Below are 26487 nucleotides of genomic sequence, written 5' to 3' on the forward strand. Positions count from 1 at the left end.
CGGGGATCTGCCATCTGAAGTCTCATGTCAAACGAGCCGGACAGAAGCCTGCCGTCTCGCGAACTCTAACGCACTACGGGCGTGGGGGCCCATTGTCAAAGCCCCCACGCCTCGTCATAGCGTTACTACAGCTCGGTAACGGAACCACCGGCGGCGGCGATCTTCTCCTTCGCGGAGGACGAGAAGGCGTGAGCCGTCACGTTCACCGCGACCGAGATCTCCCCGGTGCCGAGCACCTTCACGAGCTGGTTCTTGCGGACAGCACCCTTGGCGACCAGACCCTCGACGGTGACCTCGCCACCCTCGGGGAACAGCTCGCCGATCCTGTCGAGGTTGACGACCTGGTAGGTCGTCTTGAACAGGGCGTTGGAGAAGCCCTTGAGCTTCGGCAGACGCCTCTGCAGCGGCACCTGGCCACCCTCGAAGCCGAGGGGAACCGTCGTACGGGCGTGCGAGCCCTTGGTGCCGCGACCGGCCGTCTTGCCCTTCGACGCCTCGCCGCGACCCTTGCGGATCTTCGACTTGTTGGCGCCGGGGGCGGGACGCAGGTCGTGAATCTTGAGCGGAGCCTTGTCAGTCATGACTAGTCGACCTCTTCCACCTCGACGAGGTGCGTCACCACGGAGACCATCCCGCGAATCTCGGGCCGGTCCTCCTTGACGACGACGTCGCCGATTCGCTTCAGGCCAAGCGAACGCAGCGAGTCACGCTGGTTCTGCTTGCCACCGATCTTCGAGCGAACCTGAGTGATCTTCAGGCGTGCCATGACTAGCTCACCGCCTTCGCGGCCGCCGCCTCCGCCAGGCCCTCACGCTGAGCCTTGAGCATGGCCGGCGGGGCCACGTCCTCGATCGGCAGGCCACGGCGGGCGGCGATCTCCTCGGGGCGCGAGAGGCCCTTCAGAGCCGCCACGGTGGCGTGCACGATGTTGATCGGGTTGTCGGAGCCGAGCGACTTGGACAGCACGTCGTGGATGCCCGCGCACTCCAGCACCGCGCGCACCGGGCCACCGGCGATGACGCCGGTACCGGCCGAGGCCGGACGCAGGAAGACGACGCCGGCCGCCTCCTCGCCCTGCACGGTGTGCGGGATGGTGCCCTGGATCCTCGGCACCTTGAAGAAGTGCTTCTTCGCCTCTTCGACACCCTTGGCGATGGCCGCGGGGACTTCCTTGGCCTTGCCATAGCCGACGCCGACCAGGCCGTTGCCGTCACCGACGATGACGAGGGCGGTGAAGCTGAAGCGACGACCACCCTTCACGACCTTGGCCACTCGGTTGATCTTCACTACGCGCTCGATGTACGAGACGCCCTTGTCGGCGGCGCCACCGCGGCGATCGTCACGACGGTCCCGCCGCTCGCCACCGGTGCCGCCACCGCGACGCGGAGCTGCAGCCATCAGTGGTTCCTCTTCTCAGTAGCCATCAGAACTCGAGCCCGCCTTCGCGGGCGCTGTCCGCCAGAGCCGCGATGCGGCCGGCGTAGCGGTTGCCACCGCGGTCGAAGACGACCTTGGTGATACCGGCTTCCTTGGCCCGCTGAGCGAGGAGCTCGCCGACCTTCTTCGCCTTCTCCGTCTTGTCCGCCTCCAGCGAGCGCAGCGAGGCGTCCATGGTGGAGGCGCTCACCAGCGTGTGGCCGACGGAGTCGTCCACGATCTGGACGAACATGTGACGGGTCGAGCGGTTGACGACCAGGCGCGGACGCTCGGCCGTACCCACGACGAACTTGCGGACGCGGCGGTGACGGCGGGCCCGCGAGACGGTGCGGGCAGCCGTGTGCTTGCTGAACGCAACCTTCGGAGCCATGCCTACTTACCAGCCTTTCCGACCTTGCGGCGGATCTGTTCGCCCTGGTAGCGCACGCCCTTGCCCTTGTACGGGTCAGGCTTGCGCAACTTGCGGATGTTGGCCGCGACCTCGCCGACCTTCTGCTTGTCGATGCCGTCCACGTGGAACAGGGTCGGCTTCTCGACGCGGAAGCTGACGCCCTCGGGGGCGTCGACGATGACCGGGTGACTGAAGCCCAGAGAGAACTCCAGCTGCGTCGGGCCCTTGGCCTGGACGCGGTAACCGACGCCGACGATCTCAAGGCTCTTGGAGTAGCCCTGAGTGACGCCCTGCACCATGTTGGCGATCAGCGTCCTGGACAGGCCGTGCAGCGCACGGACCTTGTTCTCGTCGTTCGGCCGGGTGACGGCGATGGCGCCGTCGTCGTCCCGAGCCACCTTGATGGGCTCGGCGACCGAGTGAGTGAGCGTGCCCTTCGGGCCCTTGACTTGGACATCCTGGCCGTCGATCGTGATGTCTACGCCGCTCGGCACAGGGATGGGCAGCCGTCCGATTCTCGACATGCTGTGTTCCTCCCCTCTACCAGACGTAGGCGAGGACTTCCCCGCCCACACCACGCTTGCCGGCCTGCTTGTCGGTCATGAGGCCGTGGGACGTCGAGATGATCGCGACGCCCAGTCCGCCCAGGACTCGAGGCAGGTTGTCCTTCTTCGCATAAACCCGCAGACCGGGCTTGGAAACCCGGCGCAGGCCCGCGAGCGACCGCTCACGGGTGGGCCCGAACTTGAGCTCCACCACGAGGTTCTTTCCGACCTTGGCGTCTTCGACGGTCCAGGCCTGGATGTAGCCCTCCTGCTGGAGGATCTCGGCGATGTGCGCCTTGATCTTCGAGTACGGCATCGACACGCTGTCGTGGTACGCCGAATTCGCGTTGCGCAGACGCGTGAGCATGTCTGCGATCGGGTCGGTCATCGTCATGGCCAGTGGCCTTCCTCGCCGCGGTTTCCAGTCGGTGAAGCTGAGCTCTACCGGTGGACCTTCGGCGCGGTCACGGACGCGGATGCGTCCTGTTTCCTACTACATATATGGGCCTGGGGGACGACACCGGGCCGCCCCCAGGTTACCTACCAGCTCGACTTGGTGATGCCGGGCAGCTCGCCCCGGTGCGCCATCTCGCGGAAGCACACACGGCACAGGCCGAACTTCCTGTAGACGGCGCGCGGACGACCGCAGCGCGAGCACCGCGTGTAGGCCCGGACCTCGAACTTCTGCTTGCGCCCCGCCTTGGCGATCAGCGACTTCTTCGCCATTGGATCAGGCCTCCTTGAACGGGAAGCCGAGGAGCTTCAGCAGCGCCCGGCCCTGGTCGTCGTTCTTCGCGGTGGTCACGATCGTGATGTCCATGCCCCGCGGCCGGTCGACCTTGTCCTGGTCGACCTCGTGGAACATGACCTGCTCGGTCAGACCGAAGGTGTAGTTCCCGTTGCCGTCGAACTGCTTGGGCGACAGACCCCGGAAGTCCCTGATACGGGGCAGGGCCAGCGCCAGCAGGCGGTCGAGGAACTCCCACATGCGGTCGCCGCGCAGCGTGACGTGCGCGCCGATCGGCATGCCCTCGCGCAGCTTGAACTGCGCGATGGACTTGCGCGCCCGGACGACGGCCGGCTTCTGGCCGGTGATCACGGTGAGGTCGCGGACGGCACCCTCGATGAGCTTGGAGTCACGAGCCGCCTCGCCCACGCCCATGTTGACCTTGATCTTGGTCAGGGCGGGGATCTGCATGACGTTCTCGATGCCGAACTGCTCGCGAAGCTGCGCCGCGATCTCCTCGCGGTACTTCGTCTTGAGTCGCGGCGTCGGGCGCTCGGTCTCAGTGGTCGTGGCAGTCATCAGCTGTCCTCACCCGTCTCGTCGGCCTTCTTCTCGTCGGCCTTCTTCTCGGCGGGCTTGTCGTCCTTGAGCTTCTTCACGTTCGAGACGTGGATGGGCCCCTCCATGGTCTGCACGCCGCCGGTCTTGGCGCCGCGCGGGCCCTGGTGGGTCTCCTTGGCGTGCTTCTTGATCATGTTGATGCCCTCGACCACCACGCGGTCCTCGCGCGGCAGCGTGGCGATCACGCGACCCTTGGCACCCTTGTCCTTGCCGGCGATGACCTGGACCAGGTCACCCTTCTTCACATGCAACGACTTCGGCATCTACAACACCTCCGGGGCGAGCGAGATGATGCGCATGAACTTCTTGTCGCGCAGCTCGCGGCCGACCGGGCCGAAGATACGAGTGCCACGAGGGTCGCCGCTGTCCTTGATGATGACGGCGGCGTTCTCGTCGAAGCGGATGTAGGAGCCGTCGGGCCGGCGGCGCTCCTTGACCGTGCGGACGATGACGGCCTTGACCACATCGCCCTTCTTGACGCCCGTGCTGCCCGGCAGCGCGTCCTTGACAGTGGCGACGATGACGTCGCCGATACCGGCGTAGCGTCGGCCCGAGCCACCGAGAACGCGGATGCAAAGGATCTCCTTCGCGCCCGTGTTGTCGGCGACCTTGAGCCGCGACTCCTGCTGGATCACGTCTACTCCTGATAGTCGCGCCGGTTCTCATCTCTGAGCCTGGCGGAACCTGGCATTGTCTTGTTCCCACGGCCACAGCGCCCCTCAGGGCGCCGCACCGCAGGCGACGCGAGGCCGTTAGGCCCCGCGTCCTTGGACGCCGTCATGGGGGCTCTCAGAGCCCCCACGAGGCGCGGTATATCCGAGAGGGCCTACTTGGCCTTCTCGAGGATCTCCACGACCCTCCACCGCTTGGTGGCGGAGAGGGGGCGGGTCTCCATCAGCAGCACGCGGTCGCCGACGCCACAGGCGTTGGCCTCGTCGTGCGCCTTGTACTTGGTCGTACGGCGGATGACCTTGCCGTACAGACGGTGCTTCACGCGGTCCTCGACGGCGACGACGACGGTCTTGTCCATCTTGTCGCTGACGACGAGGCCCTCGCGGACCTTGCGGAAGTGCCGCTGCTCGCCGTTCTTCTCGGCGGCCTCGGTGGTCTCGGTGGTCTCAGCCATCGCTCGTCTCCTTCTCGACCGTGACGATGCCCAGCTCGCGCTCGCGCATCACGGTGTAGATACGGGCGATCTCGCGGCGGACGGCGCGCAGCCGCCCGTGGCTCTCCAACTGACCGGTCGCCGCCTGGAAGCGGAGGTTGAACAGCTCCTCCTTGGCCTCCTTGAGCTTCTGGACCAGGGTGTCCTGGTCCTCCACCCGCAGCTCGCCGGCGGTCAGGCCCTTAGCCATCACGCCTCACCCACTTCACGCTTAACGATCTTGCACTTCATCGGGAGCTTGTGGATCGCACGCTGAAGCGCCTCGCGAGCGATCGGCTCCGTCACGCCGGACAGCTCGAACATCACGCGTCCGGGCTTGACGTTGGCGATCCACCACTCCGGCGAACCCTTACCGGAACCCATGCGGGTCTCGGCAGGCTTCTTCGTGAGCGGACGGTCGGGGTAGATGTTGATCCACACCTTGCCGCCACGGCGGATGTGACGGGTCATGGCGATACGAGCGGACTCGATCTGGCGGTTGGTCACGTAGGAGTGCTCAACAGCCTGGATGCCGAACTCGCCGAACACGACCCTGGTGCCGCCCTTGGCGGCTCCGCTGCGGTCAGGCCGGTGCTGCTTGCGGTGCTTGACCCTGCGCGGGATCAGCATGGTCAGCTCCCTTCAGCACCCGGCTGCGCAGCCGGGCCGGTCTCGGGGGCGGCCTGCGAGGCCGCCTCGTTGCGGGGGGCGCGGTCGCCACGGCCGCCGCCACGACGGGGGCGGTCGCCGCCACCACGACGCGGACGGTCGCCGCCGCCACCACGACGGTCGTCGCGCTCGCGACGCTGGCCGGCACGAGCGCCGGCGGCAGCCGCCTCACGCTCGGCGCGGCTCGTCGGAGCCTCGCCCTTGTAGATCCAGACCTTCACGCCGATGCGGCCGAAGGTCGTACGGGCCTCGTAGAAGCCGTAGTCGATGTCCGCGCGGAGCGTGTGCAGGGGCACGCGGCCCTCGCGGTAGAACTCCGAGCGCGACATCTCGGCGCCGCCCAGACGACCGGAGCACTGGACACGGATGCCCTTGGCGCCGGACTTCATGGCCGACTGCATCGCCTTGCGCATGGCGCGGCGGAACGAGACACGGCTCGACAGCTGCTCGGCCACGCCCTGCGCGACGAGCTGCGCGTCGATCTCCGGGTTCTTGACCTCGAGAATGTTGAGCTGGACCTGCTTCTTGGTCAGCTTCTCCAGGTCACCGCGGATGCGGTCGGCCTCGGCGCCGCGGCGGCCGATCACGATGCCGGGACGCGCGGTGTGGATGTCCACCTGCACGCGGTCCGTCGTGCGCTCGATCTCGACCTTGGAGATGCCGGCCCGCTCCATGCCCTTCTGCAGCATGCGACGGATCGACACGTCCTCGGCGACGTAGGACTTGTACAGCTTGTCGGCGTACCACCGGCTCTTGAAGTCGGTCGTGATGCCGAGGCGGAACCCGTGCGGGTTAACCTTCTGGCCCACTATCGGGTCCTTCCCTTCGGCTCGCGGGACTCCACGATCACGGTGATGTGGCTCGTCCGCTTGTTGATCCGATAGGCGCGACCCTGTGCACGCGGACGGAACCGCTTCAGCGTCGGGCCCTCGTCGACCCACGCGCGGCTCACGAAGAGCGTGCTCGGGTCGAGATCGAAGTTGTGCTCGGCGTTCGCCATGGCGGAGCTGAGCACCTTGTAGATCGGCTCGCTCGCCGACTGGGGAGCGAACTGCAGCACGGCCTGCGCCTCCGAAGCGGGCAGCCCGCGAATAAGGTCCACCACGCGGCGGGCCTTGAGGGGCGTGACACGGACGAACCGCGCCTGAGCCCTGGCTTCCATCGCTTTCTCCTACTTCTGGGACGCTTACCGCCGGCTGCGGCGGTCTTCCTTGACGTGGCTGCGGAACGTACGCGTCGGGGCGAACTCTCCGAGCTTGTGCCCGATCATCGACTCGGTGACGAACACCGGGACGTGCTTGCGGCCGTCGTGCACGGCGATCGTGTGCCCGAGCATGTCAGGAACGATCATGGAGCGACGCGACCACGTCTTGATGACATTCTTGGTGCCCTTCTCGTTCTGGGCGTCCACCTTCTTCTGAAGGTGGTCGTCCACGAAGGGACCCTTCTTAAGGCTACGTGGCATTTCGGCTGCTCCTACCGCTTCTTCCTCTTGGACCGACGGCGGATGATCAGCCTGTCGCTGGCCTTGTTCGCCTGACGGGTACGGCCCTCGGGCTTGCCCTTGGGGTTCACCGGGTGACGACCACCGGAGGTCTTACCCTCACCACCACCGTGCGGGTGGTCGACGGGGTTCATCGCGACACCACGGACGGTCGGGCGCTTGCCCTTCCACCGCATGCGGCCGGCCTTGCCCCAGTTGATGTTGGCCTGCTCGGCGTTGCCGACCTGGCCCACCGTGGCGCGGCAGCGCACGTCCACCATGCGCATCTCACCGGACGGCATACGCAGCGTGGCGTACTGGCCCTCCTTGGCGAGGAGCTGGATCTGAGCGCCCGCGGAGCGGCCGAGCTTGGCGCCACCACCCGGACGGAGCTCCACCGCGTGGATGAAGGTACCGGTCGGGATGTTGCGCAGCGGCAGGCAGTTGCCCGGCTTGATGTCGGCGGCGGGGCCGTTCTCGATCCGGTCGCCCTGCTTGAGGCCGGTCGGCGCGATGATGTAGCGCTTCTCGCCGTCGGCGTAGTGGAGCAGGGCGATGTTGGCGGTGCGGTTGGGGTCGTACTCGATGTGAGCGACCTTGGCCGGGATGCCGTCCTTGTCGTGCCTGCGGAAGTCGATGATCCGGTAGGCGCGCTTGTGACCGCCGCCCTGGTGGCGAGCGGTGACTCGGCCGTGTACGTTGCGGCCGCCCTTGCTGTGCAGGGGCGCAAGCAGCGACTTCTCAGGAGTGCTGCGGGTGATCTCGGAGAAGTCCGAGACACTCGATCCGCGGCGACCCGGAGTCGTCGGCTTGTATTTACGGATGCCCATCTTTTTCGTTCATCCTTCGTCGGTTACATGGGTGAGCCCGCCGCACCGGAGTGCGACGGTCTCAGCCCCGCGGGCCCTCGGGGGGCCCGCTCACTTCTATGGCTGCTAGCCGATCTGACCGAAGATGTCGATCCGATCGCCCTCGACCAGGCTCACGATCGCGCGCTTGGTGTCGGGACGCTTGCCGAAGCCGGTACGGGTGCGCTTGCGCTTGCCCTGCCGGTTGATCGTGTTCACGCTGGTGACCTTGACCCCGAAGATCTGCTCAACGGCGATCTTGACCTGGGTCTTGTTCGCGGTCTTCTTCACCAGGAACGTGTACTTGTTGTTCTCATCGATCAGGCCGTAGCTCTTCTCAGAGACGACCGGCTTGATGATGATGTCGCGCGGGTCGGCGATCTTCTCCATCAGGCGTCTTCCTTCCCGCCACTCAGCCGCGCCACGACCTGGTCGTACGCCTCCTGGGTGAAGACCACGTCGTCGTGCACGAGCACGTCGTAGGTGTTGAGCTGCCCGGCGTCCAGCAGGTGGACCTCGGGAGCGTTGCGCAGGCTCAGCCAGGTCAGCTCGTCGTCGGAGTCGACGACGACCAGGACGCGAGCGGCCTGGGTGACCTTGCGCAGGGCCTCCAGCGCGGACTTGGTCTTGGGCGTCTCGCCCGAGACCAGGGAGCTCACCACGTGCACGCGGTTGCCGCTCGCCCGGTCGGACAGGGCGCCACGCAGGGCGGCGACCTTCATCTTCTTGGGCGTGCGCTGCGAGTAGTCGCGCGGCACGGGGCCGTGGACGGTGCCACCGCCGGTGAACTGCGGAGCGCGGGTCGAGCCCTGACGGGCGCGGCCGGTGCCCTTCTGGCGGTACGGCTTCTTGCCACCGCCGGAGACCTCACCACGGGTCTTGGCCTTGTGGGTGCCCTGCCGGCGAGCGGCGAGCTGGGCCACGACCACCTGGTGGATCAGCGGTACGTTGACCTTGGCGCCGAAGATGTCTTCGGGCAGGTCGACGGTGCCGGCCTTCGCGCCGCTGGCGTCGAGGACGTCAATAGTGGTGCTCACTTGGCAGCCCCCTTCTTGGCAGCGGTACGGACGAGGACCAGGCTGCCGTTGGCGCCGGGGATCGCACCCTTGATCAGGATGAGGCCCTTCTCGGCGTCCACGGCGTGAACCTTGAGGCTCTGCACGGTGGTGCGGACGTTACCCATCCGGCCAGCCATGCGCAGACCCTTGAAAACGCGGCCCGGGGTGGCGCAGCCACCGATGGAACCCGGCGAGCGGTGCTTGCGCTGCGTACCGTGCGACGCGCCCAGACCACCGAAGCCGTGCCGCTTCATGACACCGGCGAAGCCCTTGCCCTTGCTCTTGCCCGTCACGTCGACGAACTGGCCCGCCTCGAAGGTGTCGGCCAGCAGCTCCTGGCCCAGGGTGTAGTCGCTCGCGTCGTCGGTGCGGATCTCCGCGAAGTAACGGCGCGGGGTGATGTCGTGCTTACGCAGGTAGTCGCCGAGCGGCTTGTTGACCTTCCGGGGGTCGACCTGCCCGAAGCCGAGCTGAACGGCGGAGTAGCCGTCCTTCTCGGCGGTGCGGACGCGGGTCACCACGCACGGACCGGCCTCGACCACGGTGACCGGAACGAGCCGGTTGTCCGCGTCGAAGACCTGGGTCATGCCGAGCTTCTTGCCCAGGACGCCCTTGATCGTCTTAGCCATGTCAGTGCGTTCCCTCAGAGCTTGATCGAAATGTCGACACCCGCGGGGAGGTCGAGCCGCATGAGCGAGTCAACCGTCTTGGGGGTCGGGTCGATGATGTCAATCAGCCGCTTGTGCGTGCGCATCTCGAAGTGCTCGCGGCTGTCCTTGTACTTGTGCGGCGAGCGGATGACGCAGTACACGTTCTTCTCGGTCGGCAGCGGCACCGGGCCCGCGACCTTCGCGCCAGTCCGCGTCACCGTCTCGACGATCTTCTTGGCCGAGCTGTCGATGACCTCGTGGTCATAGGCCTTGAGCCGAATGCGGATCTTCTGTCCCGCCATAGTGGCCTCGGTGTCCTTCGCTGTCGTCTGAAAAAGTATCGTGCGGCCTGTGCCGCTGTGTGTTCATGCAGGTGCAACCCCGCATTAACCCCACGAGGCAGACGTAGTCGATCTGCCTTTTCTTCCGTGATCCGGCAGTGACTTCGGTCACTCGCCTTGGCTCGCCGGCCGAAGCTACTGCTGGATCACGGCGCCTTGCCATGGGGCCCTACGTGGTGCGGCGGTCGGTCCCGGGGTCCGGGGCCGACCGCCGCCCCGACGGTCCTACTTGATGATCTTCACAACCCGGCCGGCGCCGACGGTGCGGCCACCCTCACGGATCGCGAACTTGAGGCCTTCCTCCATGGCGATGGGCTGGATCAGCTCAACGCGCATCTCGGTGTTGTCGCCCGGCATGACCATCTCGGTGCCCTCGGGGAGGTTCACAACACCGGTCACGTCAGTCGTACGGAAGTAGAACTGAGGACGGTAGTTGTTGAAGAACGGCGTGTGGCGGCCGCCCTCGTCCTTGGACAGGATGTAGACCTGGCCGGTGAACTCGGTGTGCGGGGTGGTCGTGCCCGGCTTGATGATGCACTGGCCGCGCTCGACGTCGTCGCGCTTGATGCCGCGGAGCAGCAGGGCGGCGTTGTCACCCGCGTGACCCTCGTCGAGCATCTTGTTGAACATCTCGATGGAGGTGACGGTGGTGGTCGTCTTCTCCTGCTTGATGCCGATGATGTCGACCTGCTCGTTGACCTTGACGATGCCGCGCTCGATACGACCGGTGACGACGGTGCCGCGACCGGTGATCGAGAAGACGTCCTCGACCGGCATGAGGAACGGCTTCTCCGTCTCACGCGGGGGCTCGGGGACGTTCTCGTCGACGGCGTTCATCAGCTCGATGATGCTGTCGGCCCACTTCTCGTCGCCCTCAAGAGCCTTGAGCGCGGAGACGCGGACGACCGGCAGGTCGTCGCCGGGGAACTCCTGAGCGGACAGGAGCTCACGGACCTCGAGCTCGACGAGCTCCAGGATCTCCTCGTCGTCCACCATGTCGGACTTGTTGAGGGCCACGACGATGTAGGGAACGCCGACCTGGCGGGCCAGGAGGACGTGCTCCTTCGTCTGCGGCATCGGGCCGTCGGTGGCGGCGACCACCAGGATGGCGCCGTCCATCTGGGCGGCACCGGTGATCATGTTCTTGACGTAGTCGGCGTGACCCGGGCAGTCAACGTGCGCGTAGTGACGCTTCTCCGTCTGGTACTCGACGTGCGCGATGGAGATCGTGATACCACGAGCCTTCTCCTCGGGCGCCTTGTCGATCTTGTCGAACGGGGTCGCCTTGTTGAGCTCGGGGAAACGGTCGTGAAGCACCTTGGTGATCGCCGCGGTCAGCGTGGTCTTGCCGTGGTCGATGTGCCCAATGGTGCCGATGTTCATGTGCGGCTTGGTCCGCTCGAACTTGGCCTTAGCCACTGGTTCTCTCCTTGAGAATCTGACTGACTTTCGTCTACACACTCGGGCCCGGGAACTCCCGAACCCCTTGGCGGCGGGGTGGCTCGCACCACCCCACCAGGGACCAGGACAGAAGTCCCGGTCCGATCCCTCGCGGGATCGGACTGGAAACTACTCGCCCCGGGCCTTCGCGACGATCTCCTTGGCGATGCCCGGAGGCACCTCCGCGTAGGAGTCGAACTGCATGCTGTAGCTCGCGCGCCCCTGCGTCTTGCTACGCAGGTCACCCACGTAGCCGAACATCTCAGACAGCGGCACGAGCGCCTGGACGACCTTGGCACCGGCCCGGTCGTCCATCGCCTGGATCTGCCCGCGGCGACCGTTGAGGTCACCGATGACATCACCCATGTAGTCCTCGGGCGTGGTCACCTCGACGGCCATCATCGGCTCGAGGAGCACGGCGTCCGCCTTGCGCGCGGCCTCCTTGAAGGCCATCGAACCGGCGATCTTGAACGCCATTTCCGAGGAGTCCACGTCGTGGGCCGCACCGTCGGTCAGCGTAACCTTCACGCCCACCATCGGGTAACCGGCCAGCACGCCGAACTCGGCGGCCTCCTGGGCGCCGGCGTCGACCGACGGGATGTACTCCCTCGGGACGCGGCCACCGGTGACCTTGTTCTCGAACTCGTAGCCGTCGTTGCCTTCGCCCAGCGGCTCGAGGTTGATGATCACCCGCGCGAACTGACCGGAACCACCGGTCTGCTTCTTGTGGGTGTAGTCGATCTTCTCCACCTTGCGGCGGATGGTCTCGCGGTAGGCCACCTGCGGGCGGCCGACGTTGGCCTCGACCTTGAACTCGCGCCGCATGCGGTCGACGAGGATCTCGAGGTGAAGCTCGCCCATGCCCCAGATGACCGTCTGACCGGTCTCCTCGTCACGGCGGACCTGGAAGGACGGGTCCTCCTCGGCCAGCCGCTGGATGGCGGTGGACAGCTTCTCCTGGTCACCCTTGGTCTTGGGCTCGATGGCGACGTTGATGACCGGAGCCGGGAACGTCATCGACTCGAGCACGACCTGGTGGGTCGGGTCGGACAGCGTGTCACCGGTGGTGGTGTCCTTCAGACCCATCACGGCCACGATCTGACCGGCGATCGCCGTCGGGCGCTCCTCGCGCTTGTTGGCGTGCATCTGGTAGATCTTGCCGATCCGCTCCTTCTTGCCCTTCACAGAGTTGACGACCTGTGAACCGGCCTCGAGCGTGCCCGAGTAGATGCGGATGTAGGTGATCTTGCCCAGGTGCGGGTCGCTGGCGATCTTGAACGCCAGGGCGGAGAACGGCTCGGTCGGGTCCGCGTGACGCTCGATGACCTTCTCCTCGTTGCCGACCGCGTGGCCCTTGAAGGCCGGGATGTCGGTCGGGGCGGGGAGGTAGGCCACGATCGCGTCGAGCAGGGGCTGAACACCCTTGTTCTTGAACGCGGTGCCGCACAGGACGGGGTTGATGGCGCTGGCCAGCGTCGCGCGGCGGATCGCCGCGACCAGCTGCTCCTCGCTGGGCTCGGTGCCCTCGAGGAAGAGCTCCATCAGCTCGTCGTCGTTCTCGGCGACGGTCTCGACCAGCTTGTCGCGCCACTCACGGGCGGCCTCGGCGTGGTCGGCCGGGATGTCGACGGTGTCGTACATCTCGCCCTTGGCGGCCTCGGCGCTCCAGATGAGACCCTTCATCTTGATGAGGTCGATGACGCCCTTGAAGTCGGCCTCAACACCCCACGGGAGCTGGATGACGGCCGGGGTCGCGCCCAGACGGCCGATCATCATGTCGACGCAGCGGTGGAACTCCGCGCCGACACGGTCCATCTTGTTGACGAAGCAGATCCGGGGGACGTCGTAGCGGTCAGCCTGACGCCACACCGTCTCCGACTGCGGCTCGACACCGGCCACGCCGTCGAACACGGCGACGGCACCGTCGAGGACGCGCAGCGAGCGCTCGACCTCGATGGTGAAGTCGACGTGACCCGGAGTGTCGATGATGTTGATCGTGTGACCGGCCCACTCACAGGTGGTCGCGGCCGACGTGATCGTGATGCCGCGCTCCTGCTCCTGCTCCATCCAGTCCATCGTGGCAGCGCCCTCGTGGACTTCACCGATCTTGTAGTTGATCCCGGTGTAGAACAGGATGCGCTCGGTCGTGGTGGTCTTGCCCGCGTCGATATGGGCCATGATCCCGATGTTTCGGACCTTGGCCAGGTCAAGAGCGGTCTGGGTGGCCACTTCTCTCGCGTCCTCGTCGTCTCGTCGAACCCACTACCAGCGGTAGTGAGCGAAGGCCTTGTTGGACTCGGCCATCTTGTGGGTGTCCTCGCGCTTCTTCACGCTCGCCCCGAGGCCGTTGCTGGCGTCGAGGAGCTCGTTCATGAGGCGCTCGGTCATGGTCTTCTCGCGGCGGGCGCGGGAGTACTGCACCAGCCAGCGCAGGGCCAGGGTGGTGCTGCGCGCGGCGCGCACCTCGACCGGCACCTGGTAGGTCGCGCCACCGACGCGACGGCTGCGGACCTCGAGGGTCGGCTTGACGTTGTCAAGCGCGCGCTTCAGGGTGACGACCGGGTCGTTGCCCGTCTTGTCCCTGCAGCCCTCGAGGGCGCCGTAGACGATCGACTGCGCGATGGAGCGCTTGCCGTCCAGAAGCACCTTGTTGATCAGGGCGGTCACCAGCGGCGAGCTGTAAACCGGGTCAGACATGAGCTGACGGCGGCCAGGAGAACCCTTACGAGGCATTGTTAGCTCTTCTCCTTCTTCGCGCCGTAGCGGCTACGGGCCTGCTTGCGGTTGCGGACACCCTGGGTGTCGAGCGAACCACGGATGATCTTGTAGCGAACACCCGGCAGGTCCTTCACACGACCGCCACGCACGAGCACGATGGAGTGCTCCTGCAGGTTGTGACCCACACCGGGGATGTAGGCCGTGACCTCGATGCCGTTCGTGAGCCGAACGCGGGCCACCTTGCGCAGTGCCGAGTTGGGCTTCTTCGGGGTCGTGGTGTACACGCGCTGGCACACGCCGCGCCGCTGCGGACTCCCCTTGAGGGCAGGAGTCTTGGTCTTGGAGACCTTGTCCTGCCGGCCCTTGCGGACCAACTGCTGAATAGTGGGCACTGCCACTCCGTTTCGTGCCTTGGCCGGTGTTACGTCATCAGGTCTTGCATTTCGCAGGTGCTGCCGGTGTCATGACCTGCTGGTTTTTCTTGTCTCGGTGCCCCCGCGCTCGGGCGTGTCGCGCTGTTCACACAGACACGTCCGCGAGGATTACGAGCCAGGAAGCCGTCCCGCGCCCGCAATGAGCGCACGGTCGAGAGCCCGCTAGAAGACGGGCACGATGCTCAAGACTACCCAGGCCCTGGCGACACGTCAAAACGGCGCGACAAGGCCGTAAGCCTTGCCACTCCGGATCGCCGCGGGCCTTTTCATCCAGCCCATCTACAGCTCCGCAGACCATGATATCGGCCTTCGCGACCATCTCGCGAGCGCTTCGCCGAAGCTCAGGCGTCGGAATGGTGAAGAGCGGGCGAGCATCCCTAGGGTAATCCCTGGGTCACTCCCTGAAGCGGGCGCCTCACCGTACGGATAACGTCGCGTGGCGAATCGCCGAGAGGGGACGACGGACATGTCACAGCTCCTCCACCAGCCGCACCAGGGGCTCCCACGACACCTGGGCGGAGGCCGCGTTGTCTGAGGCGGCCGACGGGCACTGGCCCGGCTCCCACACCTCCCCCTTCGAACTCGTCCTCGTCAGGCCCCGCGAGCTGCGGGGCCTGCGACTGCCCGTCTCGGAGGCGCCCACCGAGATCGGCCGCACCTCACCCCTGCGCATCGACTCCCAGGAGATCAGCCGCAGGCACGCCAGGGTCTGGCTCGCCGGCGGGGCGGCGTGGATCGCCGACTGCGACTCCACCAACGGCACCTGGGTCGACGACGCGCGCATCCACCAGCCCGTACGCCTGGCCGTGGGCCAGCGCGTACGCATGGGCGGAGTGGAGGCCGTGCTGCAGATCCAGGGCGGCGGCGTCCCGGACGAGCACCACACCACCTCCGCTCCCCTGCAACGCCCCACGAACACCACCCGCTACCTGTGCGCGGCCGGCTACCTCGAAGCCGAGTTCGCCCGCGAGGTCATCCGTGAGACCCTGGGCCACCCCTACCGCGCCACCGCCCCTTCGTACGGGGTGGACCTGCCCGCGGTGGCCAAGCACGCGCTGGCCGCCGAGCGCCACCGCACCGTCCGCGACGTGCTCCTCCTGCTCATCGCCGCCGCCACCCTCGCCGCCCTGGCGGCGGCCGTGGCCGGTGTCCTGCCCGAGCTGGACGCCCTCGACGCACTCGACGTCCTGGAGGACCTCGACGATCTGGACGACCTCAGCCCACTCGGGCTCGCCGTGCTGGCGCTGCTCCCCCTGGCCCCGGCCTGGCTGGTGGTGGCCGCGCACCTCTTCCACACCAGAGTCGTCGTCCTCGGCGGGCGCCTGTCCAGCCGCCGCTTCACGGCCGGCTCCGCGCCCTCACCGCTCGGCCCGCGCGCCCGGCGCCAGGTCCGCCGCCTCGTCCAGGCCCAGCACGGGAACGTCATGGTCTTCTCCGGCTACCGGCCCTTCGTCGGCAGCGGCGAGGAGTACCACGGCTGGTCGTTCGCCATCGACATCACCAAGCCCGCGAACAAGGACCGCCCGCCCCGCCCCTTCCACTCCGACGACGTGCACGCCCACCTCGCGCGGGAGGTGGCCGCCACGGGGCTGCCGAACCTCCGGCTGACCGAGCGGCTGTTCATCAACGGCGTCGACATCAACCACGCCCCCGACCTGTTACCGAACCCCCTCGCCCCGCCCCTGGTCACCACGGACGCCGAGCTGCTGCGCGCGGTCTCGCGCACACCGGAGTCCTCGGCCCGCGTCTACCTCTGCGTGGAGGTCCTCGGCTGGGGCGGCCAGCTGATCGTCACCATCTTCATCAGGGCGATCAGGCTGCGCGGCTCCCTGTTCATGGAGGGCAGCACGTACATGCTCTATCCACTGGCGCACAAGTACTCGGACGTGGACCGGATCTCGGCCGACCCGCTGACGGGCCTGGCCGTCGCCATCGGCGAGGGCGCGGTGAGAACGATCCCGCTGCTGCTCACCGCCCCCTATCGGCTCGCCAGGCGCTCGGCCGGAGCCGCGGCCCTGCGCCGCCAGGAACGCGACGACCGCACGGTCATCCACAACCACGGCCTGTACGACTACGGCGCGCTCACGAGCGTACGGGAGCTCGCCATGGGCGACGACCTGCGCCGCTTCTTCATCGAACGCGACGTCGAGATGTTCGACCAGGTCGTGCACGAGGCGGTGTTCAAGGCCATCAGCCGCTTCCTGTCCGACCACGGCATCGACACCGGCGAGGTGGCCCAGCGCATCACCCAGATCACCCACAACAAGATCGACGCCCGCGGCTCGAACTTCGGCAACGCCCCCGGTTCCAACTTCGGCAACGCGCCCGGCTCCCAGTTCCGCGGCAGCACGGGCCCGGCGCAGAAAGGCGACACCCCATGACAAGCGGCGACTTCAGCGGCGCCCAGGGCATCAACTTCGGCAACGCCCCCGGCTCCAACTTCGGTCACGCCCCCGGCTCGACCTTCCACGGCGTGGTCAACGACCACGGCACCGCCGCCCAGCAGGAGGAGCTGCGCAGGCTCATCGGCGACCTGCTCTCCGCCGTCGCCCGCCACCAGAACGAGCTGGCCGACCCTCAGGGCACGAGCACCGCGGTGGAGCTCCTGAGGGAGGAGACGACGGGCGAGCAACGCCCCAACCGCCTCCTGGGCTTCCTCACCATGCTGACGGCCTCCGCCGGCGGGGTGACGGCCATCAGCGAAGCGGCCACGAAGGTCAGGGACCTGCTCACGGCGATGCTCTGACCACGCCACCGGCCCACGGTGCGCCGTGACGGCGCCCCGCCGCTGAAGGGCTCGGAGGCGTCTCCCTGGAGGGCCCCCGGCCACGTACGGCGGGTGGGGTGAGCAAGGCGTGCCGTAACGGCACCAGGGCCGCAACGCAACGCGCCCGAGCCTCTCCGACGAGAGACCCGGGCGCGTGACCTGGAGCGATTAACGGTTGTACTGGCCGAAGTCGTACTCCTCCAGCGGGACGGCCTCGCCGCTGCCCGTGCCGAAGGTGTAGTCGGCGGCCGAGCCGTCGTAGCCGCCCACGGTGTACATGGCGGCCTTGGCCTCCTCGGTCGGCTCGACCCGGATGTTGCGGTACTGCGGCATGCCGGTACCGGCCGGGATGAGCTTACCGATGATGACGTTCTCCTTCAGGCCCAGCAGCGAGTCGGACTTGGCGTGGATCGCCGCGTCCGTCAGCACCCGGGTCGTCTCCTGGAAGGAGGCCGCCGACAGCCACGACTCGGTGGCCAGCGACGCCTTCGTGATGCCCATGAGCACCGGACGGCCGGCGGCGGGCGACCCGCTCTCGGCCACGGTCTCGCGGTTCATCTGCTCGAAGCGCGGACGCTCCACGAGCTCGCCGGGCAGCAGGTCGGTGTCACCGGACTCCAGCACGTTCACGCGCTTGAGCATCTGCCGAACGATGATCTCGATGTGCTTGTCGTGGATCGACACACCCTGCGAGCGGTAGACCTGCTGGACCTCCGCCACCAGGTGCAGCTGCACGGCCCGCGGGCCGAGGATGCGCAGCACCTCGTTCGGGTTGACGGCGCCGGCGACGAGCTGCTGGCCGACCGTGACGCGCTGCCCCTCCTGCACGAGCAGGCGCGAGCGCATCGAGACCGGGTAGGCGATCTCCTCCGAGCCGTCGTCCGGCGTGATGACGATCTTCCTGGTCTTGTCGGTCTCGTCGATGCGAGCCCGGCCCTCGGCCTCGGAGATCGGGGCGACACCCTTGGGGATGCGCGCCTCGAAGAGCTCCGTGACACGGGGCAGACCGTGGGTGATGTCGGCGCCGGCCACACCACCGGTGTGGAAGGTACGCATCGTCAGCTGCGTGCCGGGCTCGCCGATCGACTGGGCGGCGATGATGCCGACCGCCTCGCCGACGTCCACGAGCTTGCCGGTGGCCAGCGAGCGGCCGTAGCAGGTCGCGCAGACACCGATCTTGGCCTCGCAGACGAGCGCGCTGCGGGTGCGGACGGTCTCGACACCGGCCTCGACCAGCTTCGTCACGTGGATGTCGTTGATGTCGACACCCGCCGGGGCGATGATCTTGCCGTCGACCTCGACGTCCTCGGCCAGGATGCGCCCGTGCACGTTGGACTCGGCGTTCTCCGCCTTGACCAGGTTGCCCGAGGCGTCCCGCTCGCCGACGTGCAGCGGGACCGCGCGGTCGGTGCCGCAGTCGATCTCGCGGACGATGACGTCCTGCGCCACGTCCACCAGACGACGGGTCAGGTAACCCGAGTCGGCGGTACGCAGAGCGGTGTCGGCCAGACCCTTCCGCTGACCGTGGGTGGAGATGAAGTACTCCAGCACCGACAGGCCCTCGCGGAACGAGGCCTTGATCGGCCGCGGGATCGTCTCACCCTTGGTGTTGGACACCAGGCCGCGGATGCCGGCGATCTGCCGGACCTGCATCTTGTTACCACGGGCACCGGAGTTGACCATCATCCAGACCGGGTTGGTCGCCGGGAAGGCGTTGACCATGTCGGTCTCGACGTCGGCCGTCGCGTGCGTCCAGATCTCGATGAGCTCCTGGCGGCGCTCCTCGTCGGTGATCAGACCGCGCTCGTACTCGCGCTGAACCTTGTCGGCCCGGCGCTCGTAGTTCTCCATGATGTCCTGCTTGTTGGGCGGCGCGACGACGTCCTCGATCGAGATCGTGACACCGGAGCGGGTCGCCCAGCGGAAGCCGGCGTCCTTGAGCGCGTCGAGCGAGTTGGCGACCTCGATCTTGGGGTAGGTCTCCGCCAGCTCGTTCACGATCGTGGACAGCTGCTTCTTGCCGACCTGGAAGTCGACGAAGGGGTAGCTGTCCGGCAGCGTCTGGTTGAACAGGCACCGCCCGAACGTGGTCTCCAGGCGGATCGGGTCGCCCTGCTCCCAGCCCTCGGGGGCCACCCACTCGCGCGGCGGCAGGACGTCCTTGAGGCGAATGTGGATCTTCGCCTGGATCTCCAGCTCGCGGCGGTCGAAGGCCATCTGCGCCTCGGCGATGGAGCCGAACACGCGGCCCTCGCCGATCGCGCCGTCCTTCTGGGTGGTCAGCCAGTAGAGGCCGATGACCATGTCCTGGGTGGGCATGGTGACGGGCTTGCCGTCGGCCGGCTTGAGGATGTTGTTGGTCGAGAGCATCAGGATGCGTGCCTCGGCCTGGGCCTCAGCCGACAGCGGCAGGTGCACGGCCATCTGGTCGCCGTCGAAGTCCGCGTTGAAGGCGGTGCAGACGAGCGGGTGGATCTGGATGGCCTTGCCCTCGACGAGCTGCGGCTCGAACGCCTGGATGCCCAGACGGTGGAGCGTCGGAGCGCGGTTGAGCAGCACCGGGTGCTCGGTGATGACCTCTTCGAGCACGTCCCACACCACGGGGCGGGCGCGCTCGACCATCCGCTTGGCCGACTTGATGTTCTGCGCGTGGTTGAGGTCCACGAGCCTCTTCATCACGAACGGCTTGAACAGCTCCAGCGCCATCTGCTTGGGCAGACCGCACTGGTGCAGCTTGAGCTGCGGGCCGACGACGATGACCGAACGGCCGGAGTAGTCGACTCGCTTGCCCAGCAGGTTCTGGCGGAAACGACCCTGCTTGCCCTTCAGCATGTCGCTGAGGGACTTCAGCGGCCGGTTGCCGGGACCGGTGACCGGGCGACCGCGGCGGCCGTTGTCGAACAGCGCGTCCACGGCCTCCTGCAGCATCCGCTTCTCGTTGTTCACGATGATCTCGGGCGCGCCGAGGTCGAGCAGACGCTTGAGGCGGTTGTTGCGGTTGATGACCCGGCGGTACAGGTCGTTGAGGTCGGAGGTCGCGAACCGGCCACCGTCGAGCTGCACCATCGGGCGCAGGTCCGGCGGGATGACCGGGATGCAGTCGAGCACCATGCCGCGCGGCGAGTTGGTGGTGTTCAGGAACGCCGACACGACCTTGAGCCGCTTGAGGGCACGGGCCTTCTTCTGGCCCTTGCCGCTGCGGATGGTCTCGCGCAGGTTCTCGGCCTCGGCGTCGAGGTCGAAGCTGATCAGGCGGTCCTGGATCGCCTGCGCGCCCATGCCGCCCTTGAAGTAGCGGCCGAAGCGGTCGCGCATCTCGCGGTAGAGCAGCTCGTCGCCCTCGAGGTCCTGGACCTTGAGGTTCTTGAAGCGGCTCCAGACCTCGTCGAGCCGGTCCAGCTCGCGCTGGGCGCGGTCGCGAAGCTGACGCATCTCGCGCTCGGCGCCCTCGCGGACCTTGCGGCGCTGGTCGCCCTTGGCGCCGGCGGCCTCCAGCTCGGCCAGGTCGGCCTCGAGCTTCTTCTGCCGGGCCTCGACGTCGGCGTCGCGGCGCTGCTCGATGTGCTGCCGCTCGACGGAGATCTTCGCCTCCAGCGAGGGCAGGTCACGCTCACGCATCTCGGTGTCGACATGCGTGATCATGTAGGCCGCGAAGTAGATGACCTTCTCCAGGTCCTTCGGGGCCAGGTCGAGCAGGTAGCCGAGGCGCGACGGGACGCCCTTGAAGTACCAGATGTGCGTGACCGGCGCGGCCAGCTCGATGTGGCCCATCCGCTCACGACGCACCTTGGCGCGAGTCACCTCGACGCCACAGCGCTCACAGATGATGCCCTTGAACCGGACGCGCTTGTACTTACCGCAGTAGCACTCCCAGTCGCGGGTAGGACCGAAGATCTTCTCGCAGAAGAGCCCGTCCTTTTCCGGCTTGAGGGTTCGGTAGTTGATCGTCTCGGGCTTCTTGACCTCGCCGTGCGACCACTGACGGATGTCGTCGGCCGTCGCAAGGCCGATCCTGAGCTCGTCGAAGAAGTTGACGTCTAGCATTTTGTGCGATCTCCCCCTCAGACTTCTTCCACGCTGCTCGGCTCACGCCGGGACAGGTCGATACCGAGCTCCTCCGCCGCGCGGAAGACGTCCTCGTCGGTGTCGCGCATCTCGATGGACATGCCGTCGCTGGAGAGCACCTCGACGTTGAGGCACAGCGACTGCATCTCCTTGATGAGCACCTTGAAGGACTCGGGGATGCCCGGCTCGGGGATGTTCTCGCCCTTGACGATGGCCTCGTAGACCTTCACCCGGCCGAGAACGTCGTCGGACTTGATGGTCAGCAGCTCCTGCAGCGCGTACGCGGCGCCGTACGCCTCCAGCGCCCACACCTCCATCTCACCGAAGCGCTGGCCGCCGAACTGGGCCTTACCGCCGAGCGGCTGCTGGGTGATCATGGAGTAGGGGCCGGTCGACCGGGCGTGGATCTTGTCGTCGACCAGGTGCAGCAGCTTGAGGATGTAGATGTAGCCGACCGCGATCGGGTACGGGAACGGCTCGCCGGAACGACCGTCGAACAGCTGGGCCTTACCCGTCGGCTGCACCATCCGGTCACCGTCGCGGTTGGCGATGGTGTTGCCGAGCAGGCCGACGATCTCCTCCTCGTGGGCGCCGTCGAAGACCGGGGTGGCCATGTTGGTGCGCGGGGCGACCTGCTCGAAGCCCTTGTCACGCAGCCGCTCGGCCCAGGCCTCCTGGATGCCCGAGATGTCCCACCCGCGGGCGGCGATCCACCCGAGGTGGGTCTCCAGCACCTGGCCGACGTTCATTCGACCGGGCACGCCGAGGGGGTTGAGGATGATGTCGACCGGGGTGCCGTCCTCCAGGAACGGCATGTCCTCGACCGGCAGGATCTTGGAGATGACGCCCTTGTTGCCGTGGCGGCCGGCCAGCTTGTCACCGTCGGTGATCTTACGCTTCTGGGCCACGTACACCCGGACCAGCTCGTTCACGCCGGGGGGAAGCTCGTCGCCCTCCTCGCGGCTGAACACGCGGACGGCGATGACCTTGCCCTGCTCACCGTGGGGCACCTTCAGCGAGGTGTCGCGGACCTCGCGCGCCTTCTCACCGAAGATCGCGCGCAGCAGCCGCTCCTCCGGGGTCAGCTCGGTCTCGCCCTTGGGCGTGACCTTGCCGACCAGGATGTCGCCGGGCACGACCTCGGCGCCGATGCGGATGATGCCGCGCTCGTCGAGGTCGGCCAGGACCTCCTCGGAGACGTTCGGGATGTCCCGGGTGATCTCCTCGGGGCCCAGCTTGGTGTCACGGGCGTCGACCTCGTGCTCCTCGATGTGGATCGAGGACAGGACGTCGTCCTGGACCAGCCGCTGGGACAGGATGATCGCGTCTTCGTAGTTGTGGCCCTCCCACGGCATGAACGCCACGAGCAGGTTCTTGCCCAGCGCCATCTCGCCCTGGTCCGTGCACGGACCGTCGGCGATGACCTGGTTGACCTCCACCCGGTCACCCTCGGCCACGATCGGCTTCTGGTTGAAGCTGGTGCCCTGGTTGGAGCGCTTGAACTTGGCCACCCGGTACGTCGTACGCGTGCCGTCGTCGTTCATGACGGTCACGTAGTCGGCGGAGACCTCCTCCACCACACCGGCCTTCTCGGCGCTGATGACGTCACCGGCGTCGGTCGCGGCACGGTACTCCATGCCGGTGCCGACCAGCGGAGCCTCGCTCTTCAGCAGGGGCACGGACTGCCTCTGCATGTTGGAGCCCATGAGCGCGCGGTTGGCGTCGTCGTGCTCGAGGAAGGGGATCATCGCGGTGGCGACCGACACCATCTGGCGCGGCGACACGTCGATGTAGTCGACCTCCTCGGCCCGCATGAGCTCGGTCTCGCCGCCCTTGGTGCGGACCAGGACGCGGGCCTCGGCGAAGGAGCCGTCGGGGTTGAGCGTCGTGTTGGCCTGCGCCTTGACGTAGCGGTCTTCCTCGTCGGCGGTCAGGTAGTCGATCTGGTCGGTCACCTTGCCGTCGACGACCTTGCGGTACGGCGTCTCGACGAAGCCGAAGGCGTTGATCCGGCCGTAGGAGGCCAGCGAACCGATCAGGCCGATGTTCGGGCCTTCAGGGGTCTCGATCGGGCACATCCGGCCATAGTGGGACGGGTGCACGTCTCGAACCTCGAAGCCGGCCCGCTCACGGGACAGACCACCGGGGCCCAGCGCGGACAGACGCCGCTTGTGCGTCAGGCCGGCCAGCGGGTTGGTCTGGTCCATGAACTGCGACAGCTGCGAGGTGCCGAAGAACTCCTTGATCGACGCCACGACCGGGCGGATGTTGATCAGGGTCTGCGGCGTGATGGCCTCGACGTCCTGCGTGGTCATGCGCTCGCGCACGACGCGCTCCATACGGGCCAGGCCCAGGCGGACCTGGTTCTGGATGAGCTCGCCGACGCTGCGCAGGCGGCGGTTGCCGAAGTGGTCGATGTCGTCGATCTCGACGATGACCTCACGGTCATTGGCGCCCGGCATCGACTCCTCGCCCGCGTGCAGGCGGACGATGTACTCGATGGTGGCGACGATGTCCTCTTCGGTCAGCGTGCCCTGGGTGATCTCGGAGTCAACGCCCAGCTTCTTGTTGATCTTGTAGCGACCCACCTTGGCGAGGTCGTACCGCTTGGGGTTGAAGTAGAGGTTCTCCAGCAGGGTCTGCGCCGACTCCTTGGTCGGCGGCTCGCCCGGCCGCAGCTTGCGGTAGATGTCGAGCAGGGCGTCGTCCTGGCCGGCGGTGTGGTCCTTCTCCAGGGTGGCCCGCATCGACTCGTACTGGCCGAAGCGCTCGAGGATCTGGTCGCTGGTCCACCCCAGTGCCTTGAGAAGCACGGTGACGGCCTGCTTGCGCTTGCGGTCGATGCGAACACCGACGCTGTCGCGCTTGTCGATCTCGAACTCCAGCCAGGCACCCCTCGACGGGATGACCTTGCAGCCGTACAGATCCTTGTCGGACGTCTTGTCGACATTGCGTTCGAAGTAGACGCCGGGCGATCGGACCAGCTGGGAGACCACGACACGCTCGGTGCCGTTGATGATGAAGGTGCCCTTCGGGGTCATGAGCGGGAAGTCGCCCATGAACACCGTCTGGCTCTTGATCTCACCGGTGGTGTTATTGATGAACTCCGCCGTCACGAACATCGGGGCGGAGAAGGTCATGTCCTTCTCTTTGCACTCATCTACGGAGTACTTCGGCGGCTCGAACCGGTGGTCGCGGAACGACAGGGACATGGTCCCCGAGAAGTCCTCGATCGGACTGATCTCTTCGAAGATCTCTTCGAGGCCCGACTGGGTCGGGACGTCCCTGCGCCCGGCCTGGCGAGCCGCCTCTACCCGGGCCTTCCACTTCTCGTTTCCGAGCAGCCAGTCGAAAGACTCGGTCTGCAGGGCAAGAAGGTCAGGAACTTCGAGAGGCTCCTGGATACGCGCGAAAGAGACGCGACGGGGACCAGCGGGTACGGCGGAGGCGTTGCGCGAGGCTGCCAACAGATGTCCTTCCGAGGGCTCGCGGCGGACTGACTACACGCACGCCAGACAACCTCGCAACGTGAGCAAGCATCGCGGGTCGTCAAAGGGCAGCGCAAAGGGGCAGTGTAGCCGAACGGCACACGCCTGTCCACTTCACCCTCGCTGCATGCTCCACGTTGGTCGCAGCATCGCCCGTTCAGGCGGAAACGTCAAGCCCGCGAGCCCGACTTTTAGCCGACTCAGGGCCCGGACGCTGGGTTTTCTCCCCTGTGTGACTGATCGCCTACCGCCAGGCCCAAGACGATACCCGCGAACGGGGGCGGTTAACGCTCCGTCACACCGGGGGTCGAACCCATGCCGACAACCGGTGCAGCAGTGACTGAGGTACCCCTATCAAAGGCTGCGCTAAACCTGATTTTTGGTAACAATTGAAGGAAGCGACGCGCCCGCGATCACCTGGAGCCTCAGGCCGTGCCCAGGAGCGTGGACAGGCCCGCCACCAGCCAGCGAGAGTCTTGCCGCACCATGACGAACCTGGCGCGATTCTGGGTGAACTCTTGCTGGACCCCTTCTTTACCAGGGATCTCCTTGACCGTACCAGTGTTCACGAAGAGCAGAACCTCTACCCGGTCGGGCTCGGCCCGCTCCACGCCGGCGCCCGCCACGGCCACGTTCTGCACGATCTTCTGCTCCTTGGCCTTGGGCACCAGGGTCTTCGCCAGCTCCTTGTAGTGCCCGGCCAGCTCGCCCGTCGTGAACGTGCCCGCCCGGGCCAGATCCTCCTCCACCGTCCGGTAGTCGTAGGAGAGCAGATCGGGCGCGACCTTCCTGGCCGCGGCCACGGCCTGCGCCCCCGCCGCGTCGCTGTCGCGCAGCTCGCGCAGGTCGAACCACATGGTCGGCACCAGCACCCCGCCCATGATCACGAGGGCGCCGAGCAGCACGATCATGAAGATCCTCAACGGACCTGCACCACCTTGGCGGCCAGCCAGGCCCCGCCGACCTTGCTCAGGTCCATCTGCCATCGGTAGAAGCGCTCCTGGGGCGAGCTGTCGGAGCCGTCCCAGCGGATCTCCACGTCGGCCACGACCAGCACCCTGGCCGTGGTGCCGGTGATCGAGACCAGGCCGGTCGCGCGCAGCACGCCGTGCTGGACGACCTTGTTCTCGACCGTGGTGGTCCTGAGCTTGCCGGCGTTGGCCTCGTATTCGGCCCTGGCGGCGCCGGTGGAGGTGTCGAGGATGCGCCGCATGTCGGTGTCGACGCTCTTGTAGTCGAGCGAGACGAGGTTCCTGGCGTGGATGCCCGCGGCCTGGAGCGCGGCCTGCTTGTCGCCTGCCCTGCCCTGTTCGTCGCGCGCCTGGGCCGCGATCCACACGCCGCCGCCGACGAGCACCGCCAGCACCCCGCTGAGTGCCGCGATCATGATGCGAGCGGGCCGAACAGCGAGTCCTGACACGTCTGCTCACCCCTCTCCCGGCCGGCCGCTGCCGGATCATAACGCGACATCCGCTCCGGAAGCCCGCCAACCAACGCAGGCGGTTGGGCGGGTGGCGCGCGGGGCGTTGCTCGTGCTCGCCCTTGCCGCGAGAATCGGTCAGAGCCGAAAGATCTCCACAAATGCCCTCAGATGGCCCTCAGCGGCCCCCTGAGCGCCGCGCACGGGCTCCCCTTCCTGAAACCCACCGCGACGCGGTCCC

31 protein-coding genes are annotated in these 26487 nt (G+C 67.0%); 2 read left to right on the forward strand and 29 right to left on the reverse strand.

The annotated features are described in order from the left end of the window. Positions 1–125: 125 nt before the first annotated feature. From rplO to rpsL, 25 genes are all read right to left on the reverse strand, one after another. On the reverse strand, positions 126–581 hold the full coding sequence (gene rplO / locus HD597_RS45830; RefSeq protein WP_185110302.1) for a 50S ribosomal protein L15: 456 nt from the start codon (positions 579–581) through the stop codon (positions 126–128). A gap of 2 nt (positions 582–583) precedes the next feature. Continuing rightward, on the reverse strand, positions 584–766 hold the full coding sequence (gene rpmD, locus HD597_RS45835; RefSeq protein ID WP_080043226.1) for a 50S ribosomal protein L30: 183 nt from the start codon (positions 764–766) through the stop codon (positions 584–586). Positions 767–768: 2 nt separating this feature from the next. Next, positions 769–1398: a 30S ribosomal protein S5 gene (gene rpsE, locus HD597_RS45840; protein ID WP_253752805.1), complete on the reverse strand. Its 630-nt coding sequence runs from the start codon at positions 1396–1398 to the stop codon at positions 769–771. Positions 1399–1423: 25 nt separating this feature from the next. After that, on the reverse strand, positions 1424–1807 hold the full coding sequence (rplR, locus tag HD597_RS45845; RefSeq protein ID WP_253752807.1) for a 50S ribosomal protein L18: 384 nt from the start codon (positions 1805–1807) through the stop codon (positions 1424–1426). A 2-nt stretch (positions 1808–1809) separates the two neighbouring features. Further along, positions 1810–2352 (reverse strand): 50S ribosomal protein L6, encoded by a 543-nt coding sequence (gene rplF, locus HD597_RS45850; RefSeq protein ID WP_253752809.1) that lies wholly within the window; start codon positions 2350–2352, stop codon positions 1810–1812. A gap of 16 nt (positions 2353–2368) precedes the next feature. Next, on the reverse strand, positions 2369–2767 hold the full coding sequence (rpsH, locus tag HD597_RS45855) for a 30S ribosomal protein S8 (protein ID WP_020542297.1): 399 nt from the start codon (positions 2765–2767) through the stop codon (positions 2369–2371). A 146-nt stretch (positions 2768–2913) separates the two neighbouring features. Further along, positions 2914–3099: a type Z 30S ribosomal protein S14 gene (locus tag HD597_RS45860; protein WP_020542298.1), complete on the reverse strand. Its 186-nt coding sequence runs from the start codon at positions 3097–3099 to the stop codon at positions 2914–2916. A gap of 4 nt (positions 3100–3103) precedes the next feature. Next, on the reverse strand, positions 3104–3679 hold the full coding sequence (gene rplE, locus HD597_RS45865) for a 50S ribosomal protein L5 (RefSeq protein WP_106253395.1): 576 nt from the start codon (positions 3677–3679) through the stop codon (positions 3104–3106). Then, complete coding sequence (gene rplX / locus HD597_RS45870) at positions 3679–3984, reverse strand: 50S ribosomal protein L24 (RefSeq protein WP_311132214.1); 306 nt, start codon at positions 3982–3984, stop codon at positions 3679–3681. The genes rplE and rplX overlap by 1 nt, the downstream gene beginning before the upstream one ends. Continuing rightward, positions 3985–4356, reverse strand: coding sequence for a 50S ribosomal protein L14 (rplN, locus tag HD597_RS45875; RefSeq protein WP_026214151.1), 372 nt, complete (start codon positions 4354–4356; stop codon positions 3985–3987). It abuts the gene before it with no gap. A gap of 191 nt (positions 4357–4547) precedes the next feature. Beyond that, positions 4548–4847, reverse strand: a complete 300-nt coding sequence (gene rpsQ / locus HD597_RS45880) for a 30S ribosomal protein S17 (protein ID WP_253752811.1) — start codon at positions 4845–4847, stop codon at positions 4548–4550. Continuing rightward, a complete protein-coding gene (rpmC, locus tag HD597_RS45885; RefSeq protein ID WP_080047279.1) occupies positions 4840–5076 on the reverse strand; it encodes a 50S ribosomal protein L29 in 237 nt (78 codons plus the stop codon). The genes rpsQ and rpmC overlap by 8 nt, the downstream gene beginning before the upstream one ends. Next, positions 5076–5495 carry a 50S ribosomal protein L16 gene (gene rplP, locus HD597_RS45890; RefSeq protein ID WP_253752813.1) on the reverse strand — a complete coding sequence of 140 codons (420 nt, stop codon included), beginning with the start codon at positions 5493–5495 and terminating at the stop codon, positions 5076–5078. Before rplP ends, rpmC begins: the two co-directional genes overlap by 1 nt. Before the next feature lie 2 nt (positions 5496–5497). Then, complete coding sequence (gene rpsC / locus HD597_RS45895) at positions 5498–6343, reverse strand: 30S ribosomal protein S3 (protein ID WP_253752815.1); 846 nt, start codon at positions 6341–6343, stop codon at positions 5498–5500. Continuing rightward, on the reverse strand, positions 6343–6696 hold the full coding sequence (gene rplV, locus HD597_RS45900) for a 50S ribosomal protein L22 (RefSeq protein ID WP_049572697.1): 354 nt from the start codon (positions 6694–6696) through the stop codon (positions 6343–6345). The genes rpsC and rplV overlap by 1 nt, the downstream gene beginning before the upstream one ends. A gap of 24 nt (positions 6697–6720) precedes the next feature. After that, positions 6721–6999, reverse strand: coding sequence for a 30S ribosomal protein S19 (gene rpsS, locus HD597_RS45905; RefSeq protein ID WP_030451498.1), 279 nt, complete (start codon positions 6997–6999; stop codon positions 6721–6723). 11 nt (positions 7000–7010) lie between these two features. Continuing rightward, positions 7011–7847: a 50S ribosomal protein L2 gene (gene rplB, locus HD597_RS45910; RefSeq protein WP_080043237.1), complete on the reverse strand. Its 837-nt coding sequence runs from the start codon at positions 7845–7847 to the stop codon at positions 7011–7013. Between the two features lie 105 nt (positions 7848–7952). Beyond that, positions 7953–8255 (reverse strand): 50S ribosomal protein L23, encoded by a 303-nt coding sequence (gene rplW / locus HD597_RS45915; RefSeq protein ID WP_111180891.1) that lies wholly within the window; start codon positions 8253–8255, stop codon positions 7953–7955. Further along, on the reverse strand, positions 8255–8902 hold the full coding sequence (gene rplD, locus HD597_RS45920; protein ID WP_253752817.1) for a 50S ribosomal protein L4: 648 nt from the start codon (positions 8900–8902) through the stop codon (positions 8255–8257). The genes rplW and rplD overlap by 1 nt, the downstream gene beginning before the upstream one ends. After that, positions 8899–9552, reverse strand: coding sequence for a 50S ribosomal protein L3 (gene rplC / locus HD597_RS45925; RefSeq protein ID WP_148439698.1), 654 nt, complete (start codon positions 9550–9552; stop codon positions 8899–8901). The genes rplD and rplC overlap by 4 nt, the downstream gene beginning before the upstream one ends. A 14-nt stretch (positions 9553–9566) precedes the next feature. Continuing rightward, positions 9567–9875, reverse strand: a complete 309-nt coding sequence (gene rpsJ / locus HD597_RS45930; RefSeq protein ID WP_012887830.1) for a 30S ribosomal protein S10 — start codon at positions 9873–9875, stop codon at positions 9567–9569. 264 nt (positions 9876–10139) lie between these two features. After that, positions 10140–11333, reverse strand: a complete 1194-nt coding sequence (gene tuf, locus HD597_RS45935; protein ID WP_253752819.1) for an elongation factor Tu — start codon at positions 11331–11333, stop codon at positions 10140–10142. Positions 11334–11483: 150 nt separating this feature from the next. Next, complete coding sequence (gene fusA / locus HD597_RS45940) at positions 11484–13532, reverse strand: elongation factor G (protein WP_372513563.1); 2049 nt, start codon at positions 13530–13532, stop codon at positions 11484–11486. An 84-nt stretch (positions 13533–13616) separates the two neighbouring features. After that, a complete protein-coding gene (rpsG, locus tag HD597_RS45945; RefSeq protein ID WP_138670613.1) occupies positions 13617–14087 on the reverse strand; it encodes a 30S ribosomal protein S7 in 471 nt (156 codons plus the stop codon). Positions 14088–14089: 2 nt separating this feature from the next. Continuing rightward, complete coding sequence (gene rpsL / locus HD597_RS45950; protein WP_020542315.1) at positions 14090–14464, reverse strand: 30S ribosomal protein S12; 375 nt, start codon at positions 14462–14464, stop codon at positions 14090–14092. A gap of 569 nt (positions 14465–15033) precedes the next feature. On the opposite strand from rpsL, the gene HD597_RS45955 reads away from it, so the two are divergent. Continuing rightward, the gene (locus HD597_RS45955) at positions 15034–16887 is read left to right on the forward strand and encodes an FHA domain-containing protein (protein ID WP_253752823.1); all 1854 of its coding nucleotides are present in this window, start codon (positions 15034–15036) and stop codon (positions 16885–16887) included. Beyond that, positions 16884–17252, forward strand: coding sequence for a hypothetical protein (locus tag HD597_RS45960; protein ID WP_253752825.1), 369 nt, complete (start codon positions 16884–16886; stop codon positions 17250–17252). Before HD597_RS45955 ends, HD597_RS45960 begins: the two co-directional genes overlap by 4 nt. A 189-nt stretch (positions 17253–17441) precedes the next feature. Here the strand turns inward: HD597_RS45960 and HD597_RS45965 are convergent, their stop codons facing one another. The 4 genes from HD597_RS45965 to HD597_RS45980 form a co-directional block, all read right to left on the reverse strand. Beyond that, positions 17442–21317, reverse strand: coding sequence for a DNA-directed RNA polymerase subunit beta' (locus HD597_RS45965; RefSeq protein WP_253752834.1), 3876 nt, complete (start codon positions 21315–21317; stop codon positions 17442–17444). Positions 21318–21334: 17 nt separating this feature from the next. After that, on the reverse strand, positions 21335–24805 hold the full coding sequence (rpoB, locus tag HD597_RS45970; RefSeq protein WP_253752836.1) for a DNA-directed RNA polymerase subunit beta: 3471 nt from the start codon (positions 24803–24805) through the stop codon (positions 21335–21337). A 446-nt stretch (positions 24806–25251) separates the two neighbouring features. Beyond that, positions 25252–25749 carry a hypothetical protein gene (locus HD597_RS45975; protein WP_253752838.1) on the reverse strand — a complete coding sequence of 166 codons (498 nt, stop codon included), beginning with the start codon at positions 25747–25749 and terminating at the stop codon, positions 25252–25254. After that, complete coding sequence (locus HD597_RS45980) at positions 25746–26213, reverse strand: Rv1363c family protein (RefSeq protein ID WP_253752840.1); 468 nt, start codon at positions 26211–26213, stop codon at positions 25746–25748. Before HD597_RS45980 ends, HD597_RS45975 begins: the two co-directional genes overlap by 4 nt. Positions 26214–26487: the final 274 nt, after the last annotated feature.

The sequence above is a fragment of the Nonomuraea thailandensis genome (genome assembly GCF_024172165.1).
GTDB classification, from domain to species: Bacteria; Actinomycetota; Actinomycetes; order Streptosporangiales; family Streptosporangiaceae; genus Nonomuraea; species Nonomuraea thailandensis.